Source organism: Flavobacterium sp. RNTU_13 (assembly GCF_046614455.1).
Lineage (GTDB): Bacteria > Bacteroidota > Bacteroidia > Flavobacteriales > Flavobacteriaceae > Flavobacterium.
The window spans coordinates 45,233-64,046 of the sequence record NZ_JBKJHB010000003.1 but is presented as its reverse complement, the minus strand read 5'-3'; the positions used below and the strand labels follow the sequence as shown (position 1 = coordinate 64,046).

General features: G+C 43.0%; 13 protein-coding genes. 8 read left to right on the top strand and 5 right to left on the bottom strand.

The genetic code is table 11. The annotated features are described in order from the left end of the window. Positions 1 to 135 precede the first annotated feature (135 nt). The 3 genes from purL to ACLI08_RS08505 all read left to right on the top strand — a co-directional run bounded on the left by purL (position 136) and on the right by ACLI08_RS08505 (position 5,884). On the top strand, positions 136 to 3,795 hold the full coding sequence (gene purL / locus ACLI08_RS08515) for a phosphoribosylformylglycinamidine synthase (RefSeq protein ID WP_411428056.1): 3,660 nt from the start codon (positions 136 to 138) through the stop codon (positions 3,793 to 3,795). 152 nt (positions 3,796 to 3,947) lie between these two features. After that, positions 3,948 to 4,808, top strand: coding sequence for a hypothetical protein (locus ACLI08_RS08510; RefSeq protein ID WP_411428055.1), 861 nt, complete (start codon positions 3,948 to 3,950; stop codon positions 4,806 to 4,808). 533 nt (positions 4,809 to 5,341) lie between these two features. After that, positions 5,342 to 5,884, top strand: a complete 543-nt coding sequence (locus ACLI08_RS08505; protein ID WP_411428054.1) for a hypothetical protein — start codon at positions 5,342 to 5,344, stop codon at positions 5,882 to 5,884. A 49-nt stretch (positions 5,885 to 5,933) separates the two neighbouring features. On the opposite strand, the gene ACLI08_RS08500 is transcribed toward ACLI08_RS08505, so the two are convergent. The 3 genes from ACLI08_RS08500 to rpmH all read right to left on the bottom strand — a co-directional run bounded on the left by ACLI08_RS08500 (position 5,934) and on the right by rpmH (position 11,372). Further along, on the bottom strand, positions 5,934 to 8,003 hold the full coding sequence (locus ACLI08_RS08500) for a CotH kinase family protein (RefSeq protein WP_411428053.1): 2,070 nt from the start codon (positions 8,001 to 8,003) through the stop codon (positions 5,934 to 5,936). A 170-nt stretch (positions 8,004 to 8,173) separates the two neighbouring features. Beyond that, positions 8,174 to 11,026 (bottom strand): carbamoyl-phosphate synthase large subunit, encoded by a 2,853-nt coding sequence (gene carB, locus ACLI08_RS08495; RefSeq protein WP_411428052.1) that lies wholly within the window; start codon positions 11,024 to 11,026, stop codon positions 8,174 to 8,176. Positions 11,027 to 11,210: 184 nt separating this feature from the next. Beyond that, positions 11,211 to 11,372 (bottom strand): 50S ribosomal protein L34, encoded by a 162-nt coding sequence (gene rpmH / locus ACLI08_RS08490; protein ID WP_411407396.1) that lies wholly within the window; start codon positions 11,370 to 11,372, stop codon positions 11,211 to 11,213. Positions 11,373 to 11,548: 176 nt separating this feature from the next. Between rpmH and ACLI08_RS08485 the strand changes: the two genes are divergently transcribed. The 5 genes from ACLI08_RS08485 to ACLI08_RS08465 all read left to right on the top strand — a co-directional run bounded on the left by ACLI08_RS08485 (position 11,549) and on the right by ACLI08_RS08465 (position 16,937). Then, entirely contained in the window at positions 11,549 to 12,088 is a 540-nt protein-coding gene (locus tag ACLI08_RS08485) for a DUF2892 domain-containing protein (protein WP_411428051.1), read from the top strand. A 192-nt stretch (positions 12,089 to 12,280) separates the two neighbouring features. Further along, on the top strand, positions 12,281 to 14,659 hold the full coding sequence (locus tag ACLI08_RS08480) for a TonB-dependent receptor (RefSeq protein WP_411428050.1): 2,379 nt from the start codon (positions 12,281 to 12,283) through the stop codon (positions 14,657 to 14,659). A gap of 18 nt (positions 14,660 to 14,677) precedes the next feature. Next, positions 14,678 to 15,496 (top strand): DUF4249 domain-containing protein, encoded by an 819-nt coding sequence (locus ACLI08_RS08475; protein ID WP_411428049.1) that lies wholly within the window; start codon positions 14,678 to 14,680, stop codon positions 15,494 to 15,496. 265 nt (positions 15,497 to 15,761) lie between these two features. Beyond that, the gene (locus ACLI08_RS08470) at positions 15,762 to 16,424 is read left to right on the top strand and encodes a thiamine diphosphokinase (protein ID WP_411428048.1); all 663 of its coding nucleotides are present in this window, start codon (positions 15,762 to 15,764) and stop codon (positions 16,422 to 16,424) included. A 15-nt stretch (positions 16,425 to 16,439) separates the two neighbouring features. Continuing rightward, complete coding sequence (locus ACLI08_RS08465) at positions 16,440 to 16,937, top strand: N-acetyltransferase family protein (RefSeq protein ID WP_411428047.1); 498 nt, start codon at positions 16,440 to 16,442, stop codon at positions 16,935 to 16,937. 57 nt (positions 16,938 to 16,994) lie between these two features. Here ACLI08_RS08465 and ACLI08_RS08460 read toward each other — a convergent pair whose 3' ends face one another. After that, on the bottom strand, positions 16,995 to 17,795 hold the full coding sequence (locus ACLI08_RS08460) for an AraC family transcriptional regulator (RefSeq protein ID WP_411428046.1): 801 nt from the start codon (positions 17,793 to 17,795) through the stop codon (positions 16,995 to 16,997). 96 nt (positions 17,796 to 17,891) lie between these two features. Then, positions 17,892 to 18,770 carry an oxidoreductase gene (locus ACLI08_RS08455; protein WP_411428045.1) on the bottom strand — a complete coding sequence of 293 codons (879 nt, stop codon included), beginning with the start codon at positions 18,768 to 18,770 and terminating at the stop codon, positions 17,892 to 17,894. Positions 18,771 to 18,814 lie beyond the last annotated feature (44 nt).

Genomic DNA, 18,814 nt, shown 5'->3' with positions numbered 1-18,814 from the left:
CCATTCCACACTTCGGACTTCAGACTTCAGAATTCGGACTGCCAACAAATAGCCAAATCAACAAATCCACAAATCAACTTTCGCAGAAACAAATAAATCCTTAATTTTGCGTCTTAAAACAACAACACACTATTTATGATTCATTTCTTCGGAAACCAGACCAATACGGTTTTTGCGGTACAGGCGCAAAACGAGCTTTCGGCTGAAGACATAGCAAAACTTAACTGGCTTTTTGGCGACGCACATAAAATAGAAAAATCCGTACTTACGGATTTTTTTGTTGGTCCCCGTGCCACCATGATTACCCCATGGAGTACTAACGCCGTAGAAATTACCCAAAACATGGGTATTGAAGGCATTGTACGTATTGAGGAATTTTTTAAGGTAGAAGAAGCTGAGGCTAAATTCGACCCGATGCTTTCTCAAAAATACAACGCGCTTACGCAAGACATATACACCATAAACATACAACCGGAGCCCATCCTGGAGATAGACGACATAGCCGCCTATAACGAAAAAGAAGGGCTGTCGCTTAGTAGTGAGGAAGTAGACTACCTGAACAACCTTTCTACAAAACTGGGCAGGAAACTGACTGACAGCGAAGTATTCGGCTTTAGCCAGGTAAACTCAGAGCACTGCCGTCACAAAATATTCAACGGTACGTTTGTTATTGATGGCGAAGAAAAACCGTCGTCACTTTTTAAACTGATTAAAAAAACAAGTCAGGAAAACCCTAACGATATTGTTTCGGCATACAAAGACAACGTAGCGTTTATAAAAGGCCCACGCGTACAGCAGTTTGCCCCTAAGAGCGCTGACAAACCTGATTTCTACGAAATCAAGGAATTTGATTCGGTAATTTCTATTAAAGCCGAAACGCACAATTTCCCTACTACGGTAGAACCGTTTAACGGCGCTGCAACGGGCAGTGGCGGTGAAATTCGCGACAGGCTTGCCGGAGGTCAGGGTTCGCTCCCTCTTGCGGGTACGGCTGTGTACATGACAGCATATTCAAGGTTAGAAGAAAACAGGCCTTGGGAAAACGGTATGGCAGAACGCAAATGGCTGTACCAAACCCCTATGGATATCCTTATAAAAGCATCAAACGGGGCGTCTGACTTTGGTAACAAATTCGGGCAGCCGCTGATTACAGGATCGGTACTTACGTTTGAACATGAGGAAGCTAATCGCAAGCTTGGTTTTGATAAAGTGATTATGCTTGCCGGCGGTATAGGTTACGGTAAAGAAAGCCAGAGCAAAAAACAAAAGCCACAGCAAGGCGATAAAGTAGTTATACTTGGGGGTGAAAACTACCGTATAGGTATGGGTGGTGCTGCGGTATCCAGCGCCGATACGGGTGCGTTTGCTTCGGGTATTGAGCTTAATGCCGTACAACGTAGCAACCCTGAAATGCAGAAACGTGCTGCCAATGCCGTTCGCGGTTTGGTAGAAAGCGATACCAACCCTATAGTGTCTATCCACGACCACGGTGCGGGCGGACACCTAAACTGCCTTTCTGAGCTTGTGGAAGAAACCGGCGGACTTATAGACCTTGATAAACTGCCTGTAGGCGACCCTACCCTTTCTGCCAAAGAAATCATTGGCAACGAAAGCCAGGAGCGTATGGGGCTTGTTATTGGCCAAAAAGACATTGACACCCTGCAACGCATAGCCGACCGCGAGCGCAGCCCTATGTACACCGTAGGCGACGTTACCGGAGACCATCGCTTTACCTTTAAGAGTGCTACCACAGGTGCCAAGCCTATGGACTTTGCCCTTGAGGATATGTTTGGCTCATCGCCAAAAACCATAATGACAGATAAAACCGTTGCTGCTAATTACAGCGACCTTGAATATACCCAGGAAAACATACACACCTACCTTAACCAGGTGCTTCAGCTTGAGGCTGTGGCCTGTAAAGACTGGCTTACCAATAAGGTAGACCGCTGTGTAGGCGGACGCGTAGCCAAGCAGCAATGTGCAGGGCCAATCCAACTTCCGCTGAACAACGTGGGTGTTATGGCACTTGACTTTGCGGGTAAGGAAGGTATTGCAACGACAATAGGTCACTCGCCGGTATCGGCACTGGTAGACCCAGCTGCGGCAAGCCGTACTGCTATTGCAGAATCACTTTCTAACATCGTTTTTGCTCCGCTTAAGGATGGCCTTAAAAGTGTATCGCTTTCAGCTAACTGGATGTGGGCGTGTAAAAACGAAGGCGAAGATGCAAGGCTTTATGAGGCTGTGGAAGCGTGTTCGGATTTTGCTATCGAGCTGGGCATCAACATACCTACAGGTAAGGACTCGCTTTCTATGAAGCAGAAATACCCTGATGGCGATGTAATTGCTCCGGGTACTGTGATTATTTCGGCTGCAGGTAACTGTAATGATATTACTAAAGTGGTAGAACCGGTTTTAAAACGTAACGGTGGCAGCATCTACTACATTAACCTGAGCAACGACAGCTTTAAACTGGGTGGATCTTCTTTTGCACAGATACTAAACAAAGTAGGTAACGAAGTACCAACAATTACAGATGCTGCCAACTTTAAGTCGGCTTTCAACACCATTCAGGATTTAATACAGAACGGCAAAATCGCTGCCGGTCACGATATAGGAAGCGGTGGCCTTATTACCACCCTGCTGGAAATGAGCTTTGCCGAAGTAAACCTTGGCGCGGCGTATGACCTTACCAACCTTGAGGAGGCAGATACAGTAAAAGTACTATTTGCTGAAAACATAGGCCTTGTTATCCAGGCAGATGCCTCAATTGAAGCACAGCTTGCCGCTAATGGCGTTAACTTTACCAAGATAGGTGAAGTGAAGGAAGGTACTGTAGTTACTGTGAAAAACGGTGCCGCCGAGCTTACCTTTAACATTGCCGAAACCCGCGATACATGGTACAAAACATCGTACCTGCTAGACCGTAAACAAACGGCTAATGAAAAAGCGACTGAGCGTTATAACAACTATAAAGTACAACCGCTTAGCTACAACTTCCCGGCGCAGTTTACCGGTAAGAAAGTTGCCATAGACAGCAGCAAACCAAGGCCAAAGGCAGCCATTATCCGCGAAAAGGGTAGTAACTCAGAACGCGAAATGGCAAACGCCATGTACCTTGCAGGCTTTGATGTAAAAGACGTACACATGACCGACCTTATCAGTGGTCGTGAGACTCTGGAGGATATACAGTTTATAGGTGCTGTGGGTGGTTTCTCTAACTCAGATGTACTGGGTTCGGCTAAGGGCTGGGCAGGTGCGTTTTTGTATAACGAGAAGGCTAAAACCGCCCTTGAAAACTTCTTTAAGCGCGAAGACACCCTATCGGTAGGTATATGTAACGGTTGCCAGCTGTTTATAGAACTTGGCCTGATTAACCCTGACCACGAAAACAAACCGAAGATGCTGCACAACGACAGCCACAAGCACGAAAGCGGCTTTACATCGGTTACGGTACAGGAAAACACATCGGTAATGCTTAGCACGCTTGCGGGCAGCACACTGGGTGTATGGATAAGCCACGGCGAAGGTAAATTCAGCCTGCCGTACAGCGAAGACCAGTACAATGTAGTAGCCAAGTATGCTTACGAGGGCTACCCTGCTAACCCTAACGGTTCGGCGTATAACGTAGCCATGATGGCAAGCAACGACGGCCGCCACCTGGTTATGATGCCGCACATAGAGCGCTCTATGTTCCAGTGGAACTGGGCGTACTACCCGGAAGGCCGCCAGGATGAAGTAACGCCTTGGCACGAAGCGTTTGTGAATGCACGCCTTTGGATAGAACAACGTTAATTTGTGGATTTGTTTATTCGTTAATTCGGAAGAGACTGAAAGACGTACGATAATAGATGAAAGACGCCTCCAGGAATGGGGGCGTTTTTTTTGGTATATTTGAACGAACCACTATTTGTTGGTTTTTTGTAATCTTATTAAACAAATTTAATATGAACCCTAATTTTAAAGCCAACAGGATATACTTAGGAAAATTGCAATTGAAGAAAGAAAGTAAATCTCAATCCGAGACTGTTGTTAAAAATGCCATTGAAAAATTTAAAGATTTTCTACCTATTGTCACACTTCTACTGTACGTTTATGGATATATATATCTAACAAATTATTACAACTTTTTCAATATCTCAATTGTATATTATTTAAATTTAACTGACTTAACATTTGTCGCATTAAGTCAAATAATTTCATTATCAATTATTATATTTATAACTGAAATGATATTTTTCTTGATATCGACAGGATTGGTATATATTTTAAATGAAATGTTTGGTAAGAAACTGAACTTAGAAATTTCAAAACAGATAAGATATTTTATTATCCTCGCTTTATACTGCACAATTAAATTCTTAAGGCCTGAATACAGTTACCTAATAGTATCATACTTAATTATTTCACTGCTATATGATGCATTTTGTTCACAGAAATTAGCAAAAAGCCAAAAAAAATATCAATCTTATATGCTAATTACTTTGATTTTACTATTCTCCTATCAGTTAATACAAAGCTATGCCTGCTACCATGCAAATGAAGTTAAATTTAAGTATGATAATAATGATAGAATGTCAATAAAAACGGATGCTCATGAATTTAAAATTAATGGAATCACATTGAAAAAGATTGGAGAAACTAATTCAAATTTCTTTATCTATGATTCAAAACATAAGTCAACATTAATTATAAATAAAAGTGATATAATTGAAACAACTTACACAGACAATAGCCCCTTTCCGGTACCAAATCTAATTGAAGATATCCGAATAACAAAAATTAGTAATAAAACAACGAAAAAGTAAAAATAGCTGATTTAATCTTCCCCCCAGTAGACTGATTTTGTAAACCCATTGAAGCAAATTTACAGTTTTTTCGTTTGTTAACGCCCTCCCGATAGCGCGGATTTGCAATCCGCACCCAGCTATATAATATAAGCATTCATTTTAAATTCTTCAAAACACTTTACAAGCTCCATCGGAGCGGTATAATTGTAGAATAAACAGTCCAATTACCAACGAGTTCCATAGGAACGGCATATAATCATAAAGATATATCGCTCTTCCGGAGCTAATGTTACACTTGACTAATCATTTGCTAAAAATATTACACCCCTACGGGGTTTACTCAAATAGACACGATTGACCCGATTTACAATCAGCAAAAAGAGCTAAATGCCGTAATCAGATATTATCAAACAATTACAGCTCACAGAGGGACGTGTATATGCGTATCAGGTATTGAAAAAACGAGCCGTAATCTTCACATTTAACATTATCCGATAAGGGTTTACACTCGGAATATTATATTTTTACCGCTAAACCAATATATCCCAATAATGAAAATTTTCAGTTTAGCAGCCATTGCTGCGGGGCTAGCTGTATGTATATCCTGCAGTAGCGACAAGCCCGATAATACCAATCACTATCTTCAAGAAATGACCGGGCGTTACAGGTTATCAAAAATTTATACTGATGAGCCTGTAGACATAGACCTTAACGGCACCTATAATACCGACCTTACGCAGGAAATATGTATGGCTGTGTGGCCCTTTGAGTTTCTTACAGCAGAAATAACAAACAACTATTATACACGAGTAAGTTATAATGTACCTGTATATAGCCTGCCTGAAGTATATCCTGCTGAACCGTGTTTTGCCACAGCATCTACAGGCTACTACTTAGATGTAAGCAAATCAAATGGCGCTGTTACCATTACCAAACGTCCTGATAATTTAGAACAGGAACGAGGAACATTGCAAACCATTAGTTATAACAATGATACCCTACACCTGATAATGAGCAGGGAATTTATAACTGCTGACGGATGGAAGCCTTTTGTTTTACACATGGTTTACAAAAAAGACCCAAGTTTAAATTAATACAAAAGGCTGCCCGAGGGCAGCCTTTACTTTATAACACAATGCAAAATTAGTTGTGTAGTATCTTTTGGGTAAAAGCACCGTTAGCTGTTGTTACCTTTACCATGTAAATCCCCGAGGCTATATTACTTAAATCCAGTGTGCTTGTTAACTGCTTTGGAGCGGTTTGCAGCAATAACTTGCCAAAAACATCGTATACGCTAACGCTTTCTATAACAGCAGTGCTCTTTATGTTAAGTTGGCTCCCCGCCGGGTTAGGGTACAGCACTATGCCCTGCCCTTTCGCAAAGTTAGCCGTGGCAAGTGCCGATTCTGCTTCAAGTGACCAGTTTTGCCCCAGGCTGTTGTCAAGGGTGGTATCGGCTAAGTTCAGGTAAAAACCACTGCCATCGGCATCCGGCCAGGGGGCTTCATCGTCGTATTGCACGGCATCTATAACATCTCCCATACCATCGGCAAGTACCAGGTTTTGTGTGTTGTTTGATAAATCCCGCTGAAACTCCCCGAACGGCGCAAAACCAAAACGCTGCTGAAATACCGCTGCATTATTCGCTATATAGGCCACAGCTCCTGCCTCTAGGGTACTGTTAGCAGGGAACTGGTACGACACCCCAAGCTCCCTTAGGTATACCCCGGTAAGGTTTACGGTAGTAGTGCCGGTATTTTTTATTCGTATAAATTCTAAATCTTCAGACACGGTAAACTGGCTATCGGTAGCCGGGTGGTAACTAATACCATTTATTACCAAAGATGGCAACACAGGATTATCGCACGCGCTATGACTACCTATATGGTTAGTAATCCATGAAATACGGGTTTGTATCCAAGATTTCATGTTGTTCACTTCGCCATGCCAGTTAGGTACCGTACCCCACGCCTGCTGTTCCCTTTGGGCTGCTTCGCCTATAAGGGCTGTGGTATTGTTTATTAGGGTTTCAATAGCTGCATGACTTAGCGGGCCTCCCGCCGCGGTAACCTGGTGCCAGCGGCGCGACAGGTAACAACGGAAAGTGCTGCTGTTGTACAAGTCCAACCAGAATTTAGACCCGGTGTTATCCCAATTATCAAATTGCCACACATCAGTAAAGCTGCGGTTTAACCCATACATAAACAGGTCGTTGCCAAACGTAAGGTTAAAATCCCATATAGGCCCAGCGCGGAGTTTTCCGCCAATATCTTTATGGAAGTAGGTACTTATCTGGTAACCGTCTACGTTAGAAGCCAGCTCGTTCATAACCATAAAATCTACAAACGTAGGTATATCTATAACCGACGGATAACCGGTAGCAAGATCTGTATTGTTGCTTCGCGATGTACCCGAAAGCGTGTTAAACTGCTGGTAAATGTAGTTGTTCTGCGTTACGGTAACGTCTGCTGGTTTAGGCAGTTCGTGTATATAATCGGTTGTACCGTTGTACGATGACATGGTCCACGCCACAGGGTCTCCCCCGGTGGTTTTATCTGCCTTCGTAATGTAACCGCCCGTAAGCGCCACCCCCGAAGCCGCTGCTGCGTCTATCTTTTGTATGTTTATGCGGTTGCTGTCGTCTTTAAGCTTTTCCTGTATTATGTAGAGCCCTTTGTACACCCCGTTTATAATAACCTCACAGTACTGTGTGCGTGTGGTGTAATACCCCATAGCACGCGAAAGATTGTACGCTATATAATCCCGCATTAACGATGGATCGAATGCCAAACCGTTTAGTATCCAGTCTTTTTCTTTCGGCATACCCATTATACTTACGCTTTTCTTGGTGGTATTGTCATTTTCGTAGGTCGTCCAGCTGTATTGTTTTTTTGGCAAATCCTGAGACGACGAGCCACGTATTTCTATCTTAATACGCCCGTTATAGTTAAGGTAACCCGATGTGTTTTGGTCGCTAACATAGTTAGTAGTGCCATCGGTATGGTAAATTATTTTCATGCCGGCGGCAATCTTAGGCTCGTCGGGTATTTCCATAGGCTGCCCTGTGTTTGGGTCAACATCGGTACTGATAATTACAATGGGTAAGTTACTTTGGGTAAAGTTAACGGCGTTTTGTGCAAGGGTTTTTATCCCGGTACAGCAAAACAGCAATAACAATAACGCCTTAAATGAGATAGGTAGTTTGTGTTTCATGGAAAGGTATTCTGTTTAAACAAATATAACGTTAATTTAATGTAAACAAAATACACATTAGCCATCATACTGATTTATAACAAAATATATTTTCCGTTACCAAAAAAATAAACGGAGCCACCCAAAATGGCAGCTCCGTTCCTATTCAAAAGATATAAAAGATACAAAGATTACTTGCTCAGGTACATTTTCCTGCGGCTGTACAGCTCGTAGAACTGGTCATCTTTAAGGTCGTCTATAAACAGGATGCTTTCTCCTGTAGACTTCATTTCAGGCCCAAGTTTCTTATTAACACCCGGGAACTTGTTAAACGAGAACACCGGTTGCTTTATAGCAAAGCCTTTTAGCTGAGGGTTAAATGTAAAATCTTTCAGCTTCTTTTCGCCCAGCATCACTTTGGTTGCAAAGTTTACATAAGGCTCTCCGTATGCCTTGGCAATAAACGGTACAGTACGGCTTGCCCTTGGGTTAGCTTCAATAATGTATACCGTATCATCTTTAATGGCAAACTGTATGTTTATAAGGCCTACCGTTTTTAGCGCAAGGGCTATTTTTTTGGTATGGTCTTTAATCTGCTGCATTACAAACTCGCCCAGGTTAAACGGTGGCAGCGTAGCATTACTGTCGCCACTGTGTACACCACACGGCTCTATGTGCTCCATGATACCGATGATGTATACATCTTCGCCATCGCATATAGCATCAGCCTCGGCTTCTATGGCACCATCAAGATAGTGGTCTAAAAGCAGCTTGTTACCAGGTATGCTCTTAAGCAGGTCTATAACGTGCTCCTCAAGTTCCTGCTTGTTGATTACAATTTTCATTCCCTGGCCACCCAATACGTAACTTGGCCTTACCAGTAGCGGAAAATCAAGCGTATCAGCAAGCTGGCTTGCTTCTTCGGCACTTTCTGCCACGCCAAACCTTGGGAAAGGAATTTCCAGTTCGGTAAGCAGGTCAGAGAAGCGGCCACGGTCTTCAGCAAGATCCAGTGCGTCAAAGCTGGTGCCTATAATTTTTATGCCGTAGCGATCCAGTTTTTCGGCAAGCTTAAGGGCGGTTTGCCCACCAAGCTGCACTATAACACCTTCAGGCTTTTCATGGCGGATGATGTCGTATATGTGTTCCCAGAACACCGGTTCAAAGTACAGCTTGTGTGCCGTATCAAAATCGGTAGATACCGTTTCCGGGTTACAGTTTATCATTATGGTTTCGTAACCGCATTCGGCTGCAGCCAGTACACCGTGTACGCACGAGTAGTCAAACTCTATACCCTGGCCTATACGGTTTGGCCCTGAGCCTAAAACAATTACTTTTTTCTTGTCGGTTACTACACTTTCGTTGTGTACGTAGCGGGTACCATCTGGCCTTTCTATTTCAGCCTCAAATGTTGAGTAGTAGTACGGCGTTTTAGCGGTAAACTCTGCAGCGCAGGTATCTACCAGCTTGTACACACGTTTTACACCAAGCTCATCTCTCTTGTTGTATACCTCGCTCTCTTTACAGCCCAGCATATGTGCCAGCTGCCTGTCGGCGAAACCTTTTTGTTTCGCCTCAAGAAGTAAATCTTTCGGAAGCGTATCTATAGTATAGTTAGAAATCTCTTTTTCAAGAAGATAAAGCTCCTCGTATTGCTTAAGGAACCACATATCTATCTGGGTAATCTCGTGAATACGGCTTAATGGGATACCCATTTGTATGGCATCATAAATCACAAACACACGATCCCAGCTGGCATGTGTAAGTTTTTCAATGATTTGCTCATAGTTGGTATAGCCTTTTCCATCTGCACCCAGCCCATTACGCTTAATTTCAAGCGATTGTGTAGCCTTATGCAGGGCCTCCTGAAACGAGCGGCCTATACCCATAACCTCCCCTACTGATTTCATTTGCAGGCCAAGGGTACGGTCTGCACCTTCAAACTTGTCAAAGTTCCAACGCGGTATTTTTACAATTACATAGTCAAGCGTAGGCTCAAACAAAGCCGATGTAGACTTGGTAATCTGGTTTTGCAGTTCATCAAGCGTGTAGCCAAGTGCCAGTTTAGCGGCAATTTTAGCAATCGGGTAGCCCGTAGCTTTAGAAGCCAGCGCCGACGAGCGCGATACCCTGGGGTTAATTTCTATGGCTACAATGTCTTCTTTTTCGTCCGGGCTTACGGCAAACTGCACGTTACACCCTCCGGCAAAGTTACCTATGCTGCGCATCATTTTTATAGCCATATCCCTCATTTTCTGGAATGTGGCATCGCTAAGCGTCATGGCAGGCGCTACGGTAATACTGTCTCCGGTATGGATACCCATAGGATCCATGTTTTCTATAGAACAGATAATAACTACGTTATCGTTTTTATCCCTAAGCAGCTCCAGCTCGTATTCTTTCCAGCCGAAAAGCGCTTTATCTATAAGTACTTCGTGTATTGGCGAAGCTTCAAGGCCACGGGTAAGCAGCTCATCAAAATCTTCTTTTTTATGTACAAAAGCAGCCCCTGTACCACCAAGCGTAAACGAAGGGCGTATTACCAGCGGAAAGCCAAACTCCTGTGCAATTTCTTTACCCTTAAGGAAAGAGTTGGCCGTTTTAGCCGGTGCAGCAGGTATCTCGATTTTCTCAAGCAGTTGTTTAAACTGCTCACGGTCTTCGGTAACGTTAATGGCATTTACATCAACCCCTATAAGGCGCACGTTAAAATCCTGCCATATCCCCTTATCTTCAGCCTCAAGGCAAAGGTTAAGTGCGGTTTGCCCGCCCATGGTAGGCAGTACGGCATCAATATTTGGGTGAGCCTTTAAAATCTCTATGATTGATTTTGTGTTAAGCGGCTTCAGATATATATGATCGGCCATAGAAGGGTCGGTCATAATGGTAGCCGGGTTAGAGTTAATCAGTATAACTTCTATCCCTTCCTCTTTTAGGGAACGTGCGGCCTGTGAGCCCGAGTAGTCAAATTCGCAGGCCTGGCCTATGATAATGGGGCCCGAACCTATAATCAGTACAGATTTAATGGAATTGTCTTTTGGCATTGTGTGTTGTAGTGTTGTGTTTAGTATTAGCCTGAGGCTGTGCAAAATTACGTAATAATAAGCTTAAGTGTAACTGCCAAAATTACTTTAACAATAAAGTTTTAAGCAGTTTAGGGCACAAAAGGGTATAAAAAAAGGCGTTACCAAAAATAAGTAACACCTTTATGTATGTTTTATACAAACATTATTTCTTATGTCTTGGTTCGCTAGACACAGTTAGTTTGTGACGGCCTTTAGCCCTTCTGCGAGCAAGCACTTTTCTACCGTTGGCTGAAGCCATTCTCTCCATAAAACCGTGCTTGTTTCTTCTTTTTCTTTGTGATGGTTGAAAAGTTCTCTTACTCATTGCTTTTGTATCTTTAAATCTTTATGAATATCTTTAAATCGGGACTTGAAATCCTTTTTCCAAAACCGAGTGCAAATATACAAAGGTTTTTTTTTCTCACAAGTGCTTTTATAAAAATTATTTAAAACCAAATTTGCTACATTTGCAACCGCAAATTTAAACATACTATATATAATATGTTCAATAAAAATATAAAGCTGGTGCTTGCAGTAGCAATACTGGCAATAGCCGTGTGGCAATTTACCGAAAATAACATAGGAAACGGCATTTTTCTTATACTTATAGCAGCACTGGTTGTACTTACCTATTTTAAGAACGAAGTAATAATAATGGCGTTCTTTAAACTTAGGAAGCAGGACATGGAAGGCGCCGACAGGATTCTTAATAAAATTAAAGACCCGGCAGGCGCGCTGGTACCTAAGCAGGAAGGCTACTATAACTACCTTAAGGGCATTATAACCAGCCAGACCAACCTTAATGCAGCAGAGAAATACTTACGCCGTGCCGTAGAACTTGGCCTTAACATGCCCGAAGACCTGGCTATGGCGAAATTGCAGCTTGCAGGCATTGCCATAACTAAAAACAGGAAGGTTGAAGCCGAAAAGTTATTGGCAGAAGCCAAAAAACTGGACAGTAAGGGTATGCTGAAAGACCAGATAAACATGATGAAGGCTAACCTTAAACGTGGGCCTGTACAACAAATGAGAAGATATTAATGCTAATATTTACACCAACCGCCTTTATGGCGGTTTTTTTATGCATTGAACTCGCGTGCCTATATGGGCAACGACTTTCTAAACGAAAAAATACTATGTAGTTTCTTGTTAAATTTTGGTAAATTACGGTAACAAAGGGCACTAAAAAGCGTCTAACCATCGTTAAAAATCGTCAATCACTAAAAAAACGTTATGAGAAAACCCTTTAAAGAGTATTTATGGATATTCTTTCTGTTTTTATCCTTCGGGATGTTTGCGCAGGAAAAAGTTACACTGAGTGGTACCATTACCGATGCCGCAACCACCGAAACCCTGATAGGCGCCAGTGTGTATATTAAGGAAATACAGGCAGGCACTACAACAAATGAGTATGGTTTCTATTCGCTCTCTGTTCCTAAGGGCACCTACACGCTACAGGTTAGCTATGTCAGTTTTGGTACCATTGAAGAAACCATTAACCTTACTACAAACGTAAAAAAGAACTACAGCCTTACAAGTAGTGCCAGCGAACTGCAGGAAGTGGTAATTAATGCAGACAAACCCCGTGCCGATGTACGTACACCACAAATGGGGCTTAATAAGCTTACGGTAGCAGAAATAAAAAAGATGCCGGTAGTACTGGGAGAGGTAGACGTTATAAAATCGATACTACAACTACCTGGTGTAACTAACGCAGGCGAAGGCTCATCTGGCTTTAACGTACGCGGGGGTGGTGCCGACCAAAACCTTATCTTACTTGATGAGGCTACGCTGTTTAACTCGTCGCATCTTTTCGGTTTCTTTTCGGTTTTTAATGCCGATGCTATTAAAGACCTTAAACTGTACAAAGGCGGCGTACCGGCCCGTTACGGAGGCCGTGTGGCCAGCGTACTGGATATTTACCAAAAAGAAGGTAATAAAGAAAAATTTCACGCCAACGGAGGTATCGGCCTGATTTCGAGCAGGCTGTTACTGGAAGGCCCCATAGTAAAAGACCGCGGATCGTTCCTTATAGGCGGACGTACGAGCTACGCGCACCTGTTTCTGAAACTGGCCAATAACGACAACTCGGCATCATTTTACGACCTTAACACCAAGCTGAGCTACAAGCTAAACGATAACAACAACCTATACCTTTCAGGGTACTTTGGGCGCGACTTGTTTAATATCAGCAGTAATTTTGATAACACGTATGGCAACACGCTATTGAACCTGCGCTGGAATCACCTGTATAACGATAAGCTGTTTAGCAACATGAGCTTTATTTACAGCGACTACTACTACGGGCTTACGCTTGATTTCATTGGGTTTAAATGGGATAGCGGCATAAAGAACTTTAACTTTAAGTACGACTTTAAGCACTACGTGTCTAACAAAATGAAGCTAACCTATGGTGTTAATGCGCTGTATTACGACTTTAACCCCGGCAAGATAACTCCTACCAGCAGCAGTTCTGCCATTAACGCAGACCAACTGGACAAAAAATACGCGTTTGAACCCGCCATTTACCTTGATGCAGAACATCAGCTAACCGACAAGTTAACGGTAAGTTACGGCCTGCGCTACAGCCTTTTCTACAGGCTTGGTAACCAAACAATAAATACCTACGCTAATAACCAACCTGTAGCGTATGACCCTGAGCTGAAAATTTATGAAAAAGCAACCCCCACAGGCACAAGGCAGTACGGAAGCGGCGATGCTATAGCTTCATTCAGCAACCCGGAACCCAGAGCCGCGCTGTCTTACCAGATTAATGATGACGCATCTATAAAAGCCAGCTATAACCGCATGGCACAGTACCTGCATCTTATAAGCAACACGGCCTCTCCTACCCCGCTTGATGTGTGGGCGCCAAGCGACAACTACCTGAAACCACAACTACAAGACCAGTGGTCTGCAGGGTATTTCAGGAATTTAAAAGACAACAAGTATTCTATTGAAACAGAGGTGTTTTACAAAAAAGTAAAAAACAGGCTGGACTATATAGACGGTGCCGATCTTATTGCTAACAACGCCATAGAACAAATAGTACTAAACGGACGCATGAGAGCCTATGGCCTTGAGTTACTGGTACGTAAAAACGAAGGCAGGCTTACGGGATGGGTATCGTATACGCTGTCGCGTTCAGAACAGCAAACTCCTGGGCGTACCGCTGAAGAAATAGGTATAAACAACGGAAAATGGTACAAAACAGGCTATGATAAGCTGCATAACCTGGCGGTAACCAGCTCTTACGAACTGAGTAAAAAATGGAGTTTCGGGGCTATATTTACCTTGCAAAGTGGCAGGCCGGTTACCTACCCTAACGGGCAATATCACTACGGAGATATTACCATACCGAGCTATGGCCTGCGTAACGAAAACAGGCTCCCTGCGTACCATCACCTTGATGTATCGGCAACCTTAACACCTCAAAATCAACAAGGTAAAAAATGGCAAAGCGAATGGGTATTCAGCATATACAACCTCTATAACAGGAAAAATGCGGCCTCTATAACCTTTGCCCAAAACCAGGACACAGGAGTTAACGAAGCTACCCGTTTATCTATATTCGGTATAATACCAAGCGTTACATACAACTTTAAGTTTTAACTTAATAAAGCATTGAAAATGAAGAAGATATTCTACCTATATATACTGGCAGCAGCCCTGTTTACCTCTTGTGAAGATGTAGTACACGTAGACCTTGAAACCGCTGCACCTAAGCTGGTTATAGATGCCTCACTGGACTGGACAAAAGGCACAGACGGCAGTAACCAGGTTATAAAACTAACAACCACAAGCAGTTACTATTCAGATACGGTACCGCCAGCCACAGGCGCCACCGTATATGTAACCGATGATACAGGAACGGTTTACAACTTTATAGACAGCACAAATACAGGCACTTACACGTGTACTGATTTTGATCCTGCTATAGGGCGCAGCTACACCCTAACCATATTATACCAAAACGAAACCTACACTGGTACTGAAACACTTTATGAAGTTCCTGATATTGTGAACATTACACAAATAAACGACGGCGGTTTCTTAGGAGATGAAACAGAGGTACGCTTCTATTTTCAGGACAACGGCGAGGAAGACAACTACTATTTAACCCGCTTTGACTCTCCTACGCTGCCTTATCCTGCTTATGGCGCCAGCGACGACCAGTTTACGCAGGGAAACCTGGACTTCAGCCTGTTTAGCGATAAAGACCTTAAAGCAGGTCAAACACTTGGTATTAAGCTATATGGAATCTCTAAAAGATACAAAAACTATATGGATAAACTTATAGAAGTATCAGGCGGCGGTGGCGGAGGCCCCTTTAGTACGCCACCGGCAACCGTGCGCGGAAATATGGTAAACCGCACTAACGAGGCAAACTATCCTTTTGGGTATTTTAGGGTTACGCAGGTAGACAGTCAGCAGTACACCATTCAGTAAGTAAATTCGTAGCTATTAATTTAGCATAAAAAGATATTCCGCAATCCGTTTGTTTTTTAATGAAAAAAACAAACGGATTTTGTGTTTTCTGTCATTCTATAAAAAATAAAAAACTACTGAAAAACAAATATTTAAAAAATATTCTTCCGCTTATTATATCACTTTTTTTAAAAACCTGCCGTATATAGCCTTTACACTTCACTGCACAACTGCCTTCAGTAAAATATAAATATTACTTACTACCTTTGTAAAAAACGTAAACTGCATGTCATCTCACCACATTGTACGCGACGACCAAGAGCCCGCACTTATTATAGCCAACGGAGCCGCCTGCTCTAAAGAACTCCTGGGCCAGTTGCTGGAATGGTCGCCACTGGTTATAGTGCTGGACAGCGCCATGGATAGGGTGCTGGAGCTGGGCATTAAGGTAGACGTGCTCCTGGGTGATTTTGATAGGGGCTTTAATCCGGAAAAATACCTGGAACAGCAATATCCGTTGGAAATTGTGCATACACCAGATCAGGAAAAAACCGACCTGGAAAAAGCATTTGATTACCTGATTACCCGCAACATACCTGCGGTAAATGTAATCTGGGCCACCGGAAAGCGCGCTGACCATACCATAACTAACATTACCAACATTGTACGCTTTAGAGACAAGTTAAAAATAGTAGTGCTAGACGACCACAGCAAGATTTTTTTGCTCCCGCAGAAATTTGAAAAATGGTATCCGGCAGGCACGCCTATTTCCCTGATACCCATAGGAAAAGTAGATGGCATAACCACTAAAAACCTAAAATACCCATTACATAATGAACCCCTTACCATAGGCTATCGCACCGGCAGCAGCAATGAGGCCGATAAAGATGGCATAGTGGTTATAGAGCACAGCGAAGGCGATTTATTATTAATGGAATGTTTTGATTAAACCTAGAGCTAAATAATGCAAACTGTAAGACAAGCCACCATTGCCGACCTGCCGTTTATAAGGCAGGTAATGAACCACAATATACTGCACAGCACTGCTCTGTATGATTACCAGCCAAAAACCGAAGCTGAAATAAACCAGTGGTTTACTGATAAACTACACGGTAACTGGCCCGTTATTATTGCAGAGCAAAAGGGTACCCCTACCGGCTTTGCGACCTATGGAACCTTCAGGTTTAAAGACGGTTTTAAACCCACTGTAGAGCATTCTGTGTACGTGGACGAAGGGCAGCATGGTAAAGGTGTGGGGCGCATACTCCTCTCCCACCTTATAGACCTGTGCCGTAGCGAAGGCTACCACTGTATGGTGGGCTGTATTGATGCGGATAACGCGGGCAGCATAGCATTCCATAAAAAATTTGGTTTTACCGAAGCCGGGGTTTTAAAGGAAGTAGCATATAAATTTGATAAATGGCTGGATTTACTGTTTATGCAACTGTTATTAGAGGAGTAACTGCTTTTTGGCTTTGTAATCCCATCGGATTCAAACTGTGTATTTTTATAAGGTGTATTAAAATAACTGCGTAGGCGCTTTACCAAAAGCCTTTTTAAAGGCGAATGAAAAGTGAGAAAGGTTTTCAAACCCTACTTCTATGTATACATCGGATACTTTTTCGCCTTTTTGAGTAATTCTGTACAGTGCTTCTTCAAGACGTTTTTGCTGTAGCCACCGGCTGGGTGTACTACCAAAGAGTTTTTGGAAATCGCGTTTAAAAGTAGACAGGCTTCTACCGGTTAGATAGGCAAAGCGCTCTAGTGGTACGTTAAACCTGAAATTACGCTGCATAAAATCCTTAAGGTCTATCTTGCCCGGCTCGCTAACATCCAGTAAAATTCCGGCCAACTCCGGTTTTGTCTGTAATAGTAACAATGCTATTTCATTCACTTTTAGTTGCTTAAGCGCATCCGTCATGGGCGCACCACTGTTTAGGTAAGCAATGAGCGACTGCGCATAACCCGCATATAACGGATTGGGATCCAGTTTTATAACAGCCGTATCATTAGTAGGTTTATGTAAAGCATTGGTATGTTGTAACTTTATGCCTTGCAGCACATTACTATCAATACGGATAGAAAGCGATTTATATTCAGACCCATCGGCACCGGGCATTTTAGAAAACTTAGCCAGCTGGTTACGCACATAAAAACCGCTGTCGCCTGCGTTAAGCACGTACTCATTTTTGCCATCGTTAATCCGCAACGTGCCCGACTCCACGTAATTAAATACATGAAAGGGTATAAAGTTTTCTCCCTCACGGCTCAGCCGCGTATAGCAGGAGTATATAATCCCGTCTATTACCGAAGTATTCATGTTATTCATTTTAGTAGTACCAACACTTCACAGATTGCTTCTAACATACAGTTTTATACTATTTGTTAGAAGCAATCCGCAAAATGCTGTAACTATTTATTTTTTCAGATATGCTTTACCCATTTCCGTCTCCAGGAAATTTTCAGCGTCATCATGGTCTGTACTCAGGCTTACATCCATCCAATCCTCCATTTCCTTAGCGCGCCATGCATCGGCACTTTTAAGAAAACCTATGGCTTCGCTGCCCAGCACCAGATGCACCGGAGGATTAGTATGAACAGCCAAGTCTAACAGTACTTTGGCAGCTTTATCAGGATCGCCCACTGGTACAAAAGTACCGCTTTGAAAAAAGTCCATACGCTGGTTAACCGTAGCATACTCTTCTATACGTGGAGCATAGGTCATACTATTGCCTGCCCAGTCGGTACGGAAACCTCCCGGCTCTACCGAAGTAACTTTTATACCAAGTTCAGCCACTTCATTTGCCAATGATTCCGTGAATCCTGTTAACCCGAACTTAGCTGCCTGATAAATACTTACCCCAGCTGTACCCATGCGCCCGCCTATAGAACTGATTTGTAGTATACGCCCGCTGCGCTGTTTACGCATATAAGGCAGTACTGCCCTTGTAACTTCTATGGGTGCGTACAAATTGGTTTCAAGCTGGCTGCGCACCTGTTCGTCAGTAAATGCCTCGGTAGCACCGGTAATTCCAAACCCAGCGTTGTTTACCAAAACATCTATCTTGCCGAAATGGCTTACGGCCTCGGCTACCGCCAAATGTACTTTGTCATAATCGGTAACATCCAGTTGAATAGGCAATATCTGATCCGGGTATTGTGCTACAAAGCCCTCTAATTGTTTCACATTACGCGCTGTAGCCGCCACCAAATCACCACTTTTTAGCACAGCTTCGGTAAGGCTTTTTCCTAAACCGCGCGAGCTTCCTGTAATGAACCATACTTTTTGCATCATATTTTATTTAAAGATTATGATACAAATTTCGGGCTATTAAGGAA

What these genes read in the sequence shown, in the direction of transcription:
- purL (WP_411428056.1), top strand. Translation starts at nt 136, where the DNA reads ATGATTCATTTCTTCGGAAACCAGACCAATACGGTTTTTGCGGTACAG.
- ACLI08_RS08510 (WP_411428055.1), top strand. Translation starts at nt 3,948, where the DNA reads ATGAACCCTAATTTTAAAGCCAACAGGATATACTTAGGAAAATTGCAA.
- ACLI08_RS08505 (WP_411428054.1), top strand. Translation starts at nt 5,342, where the DNA reads ATGAAAATTTTCAGTTTAGCAGCCATTGCTGCGGGGCTAGCTGTATGT.
- ACLI08_RS08500 (WP_411428053.1), bottom strand. Translation starts at nt 8,003, where the DNA reads ATGAAACACAAACTACCTATCTCATTTAAGGCGTTATTGTTATTGCTG.
- carB (WP_411428052.1), bottom strand. Translation starts at nt 11,026, where the DNA reads ATGCCAAAAGACAATTCCATTAAATCTGTACTGATTATAGGTTCGGGC.
- rpmH (WP_411407396.1), bottom strand. Translation starts at nt 11,372, where the DNA reads ATGAGTAAGAGAACTTTTCAACCATCACAAAGAAAAAGAAGAAACAAG.
- ACLI08_RS08485 (WP_411428051.1), top strand. Translation starts at nt 11,549, where the DNA reads ATGTTCAATAAAAATATAAAGCTGGTGCTTGCAGTAGCAATACTGGCA.
- ACLI08_RS08480 (WP_411428050.1), top strand. Translation starts at nt 12,281, where the DNA reads ATGAGAAAACCCTTTAAAGAGTATTTATGGATATTCTTTCTGTTTTTA.
- ACLI08_RS08475 (WP_411428049.1), top strand. Translation starts at nt 14,678, where the DNA reads ATGAAGAAGATATTCTACCTATATATACTGGCAGCAGCCCTGTTTACC.
- ACLI08_RS08470 (WP_411428048.1), top strand. Translation starts at nt 15,762, where the DNA reads ATGTCATCTCACCACATTGTACGCGACGACCAAGAGCCCGCACTTATT.
- ACLI08_RS08465 (WP_411428047.1), top strand. Translation starts at nt 16,440, where the DNA reads ATGCAAACTGTAAGACAAGCCACCATTGCCGACCTGCCGTTTATAAGG.
- ACLI08_RS08460 (WP_411428046.1), bottom strand. Translation starts at nt 17,795, where the DNA reads ATGAATACTTCGGTAATAGACGGGATTATATACTCCTGCTATACGCGG.
- ACLI08_RS08455 (WP_411428045.1), bottom strand. Translation starts at nt 18,770, where the DNA reads ATGATGCAAAAAGTATGGTTCATTACAGGAAGCTCGCGCGGTTTAGGA.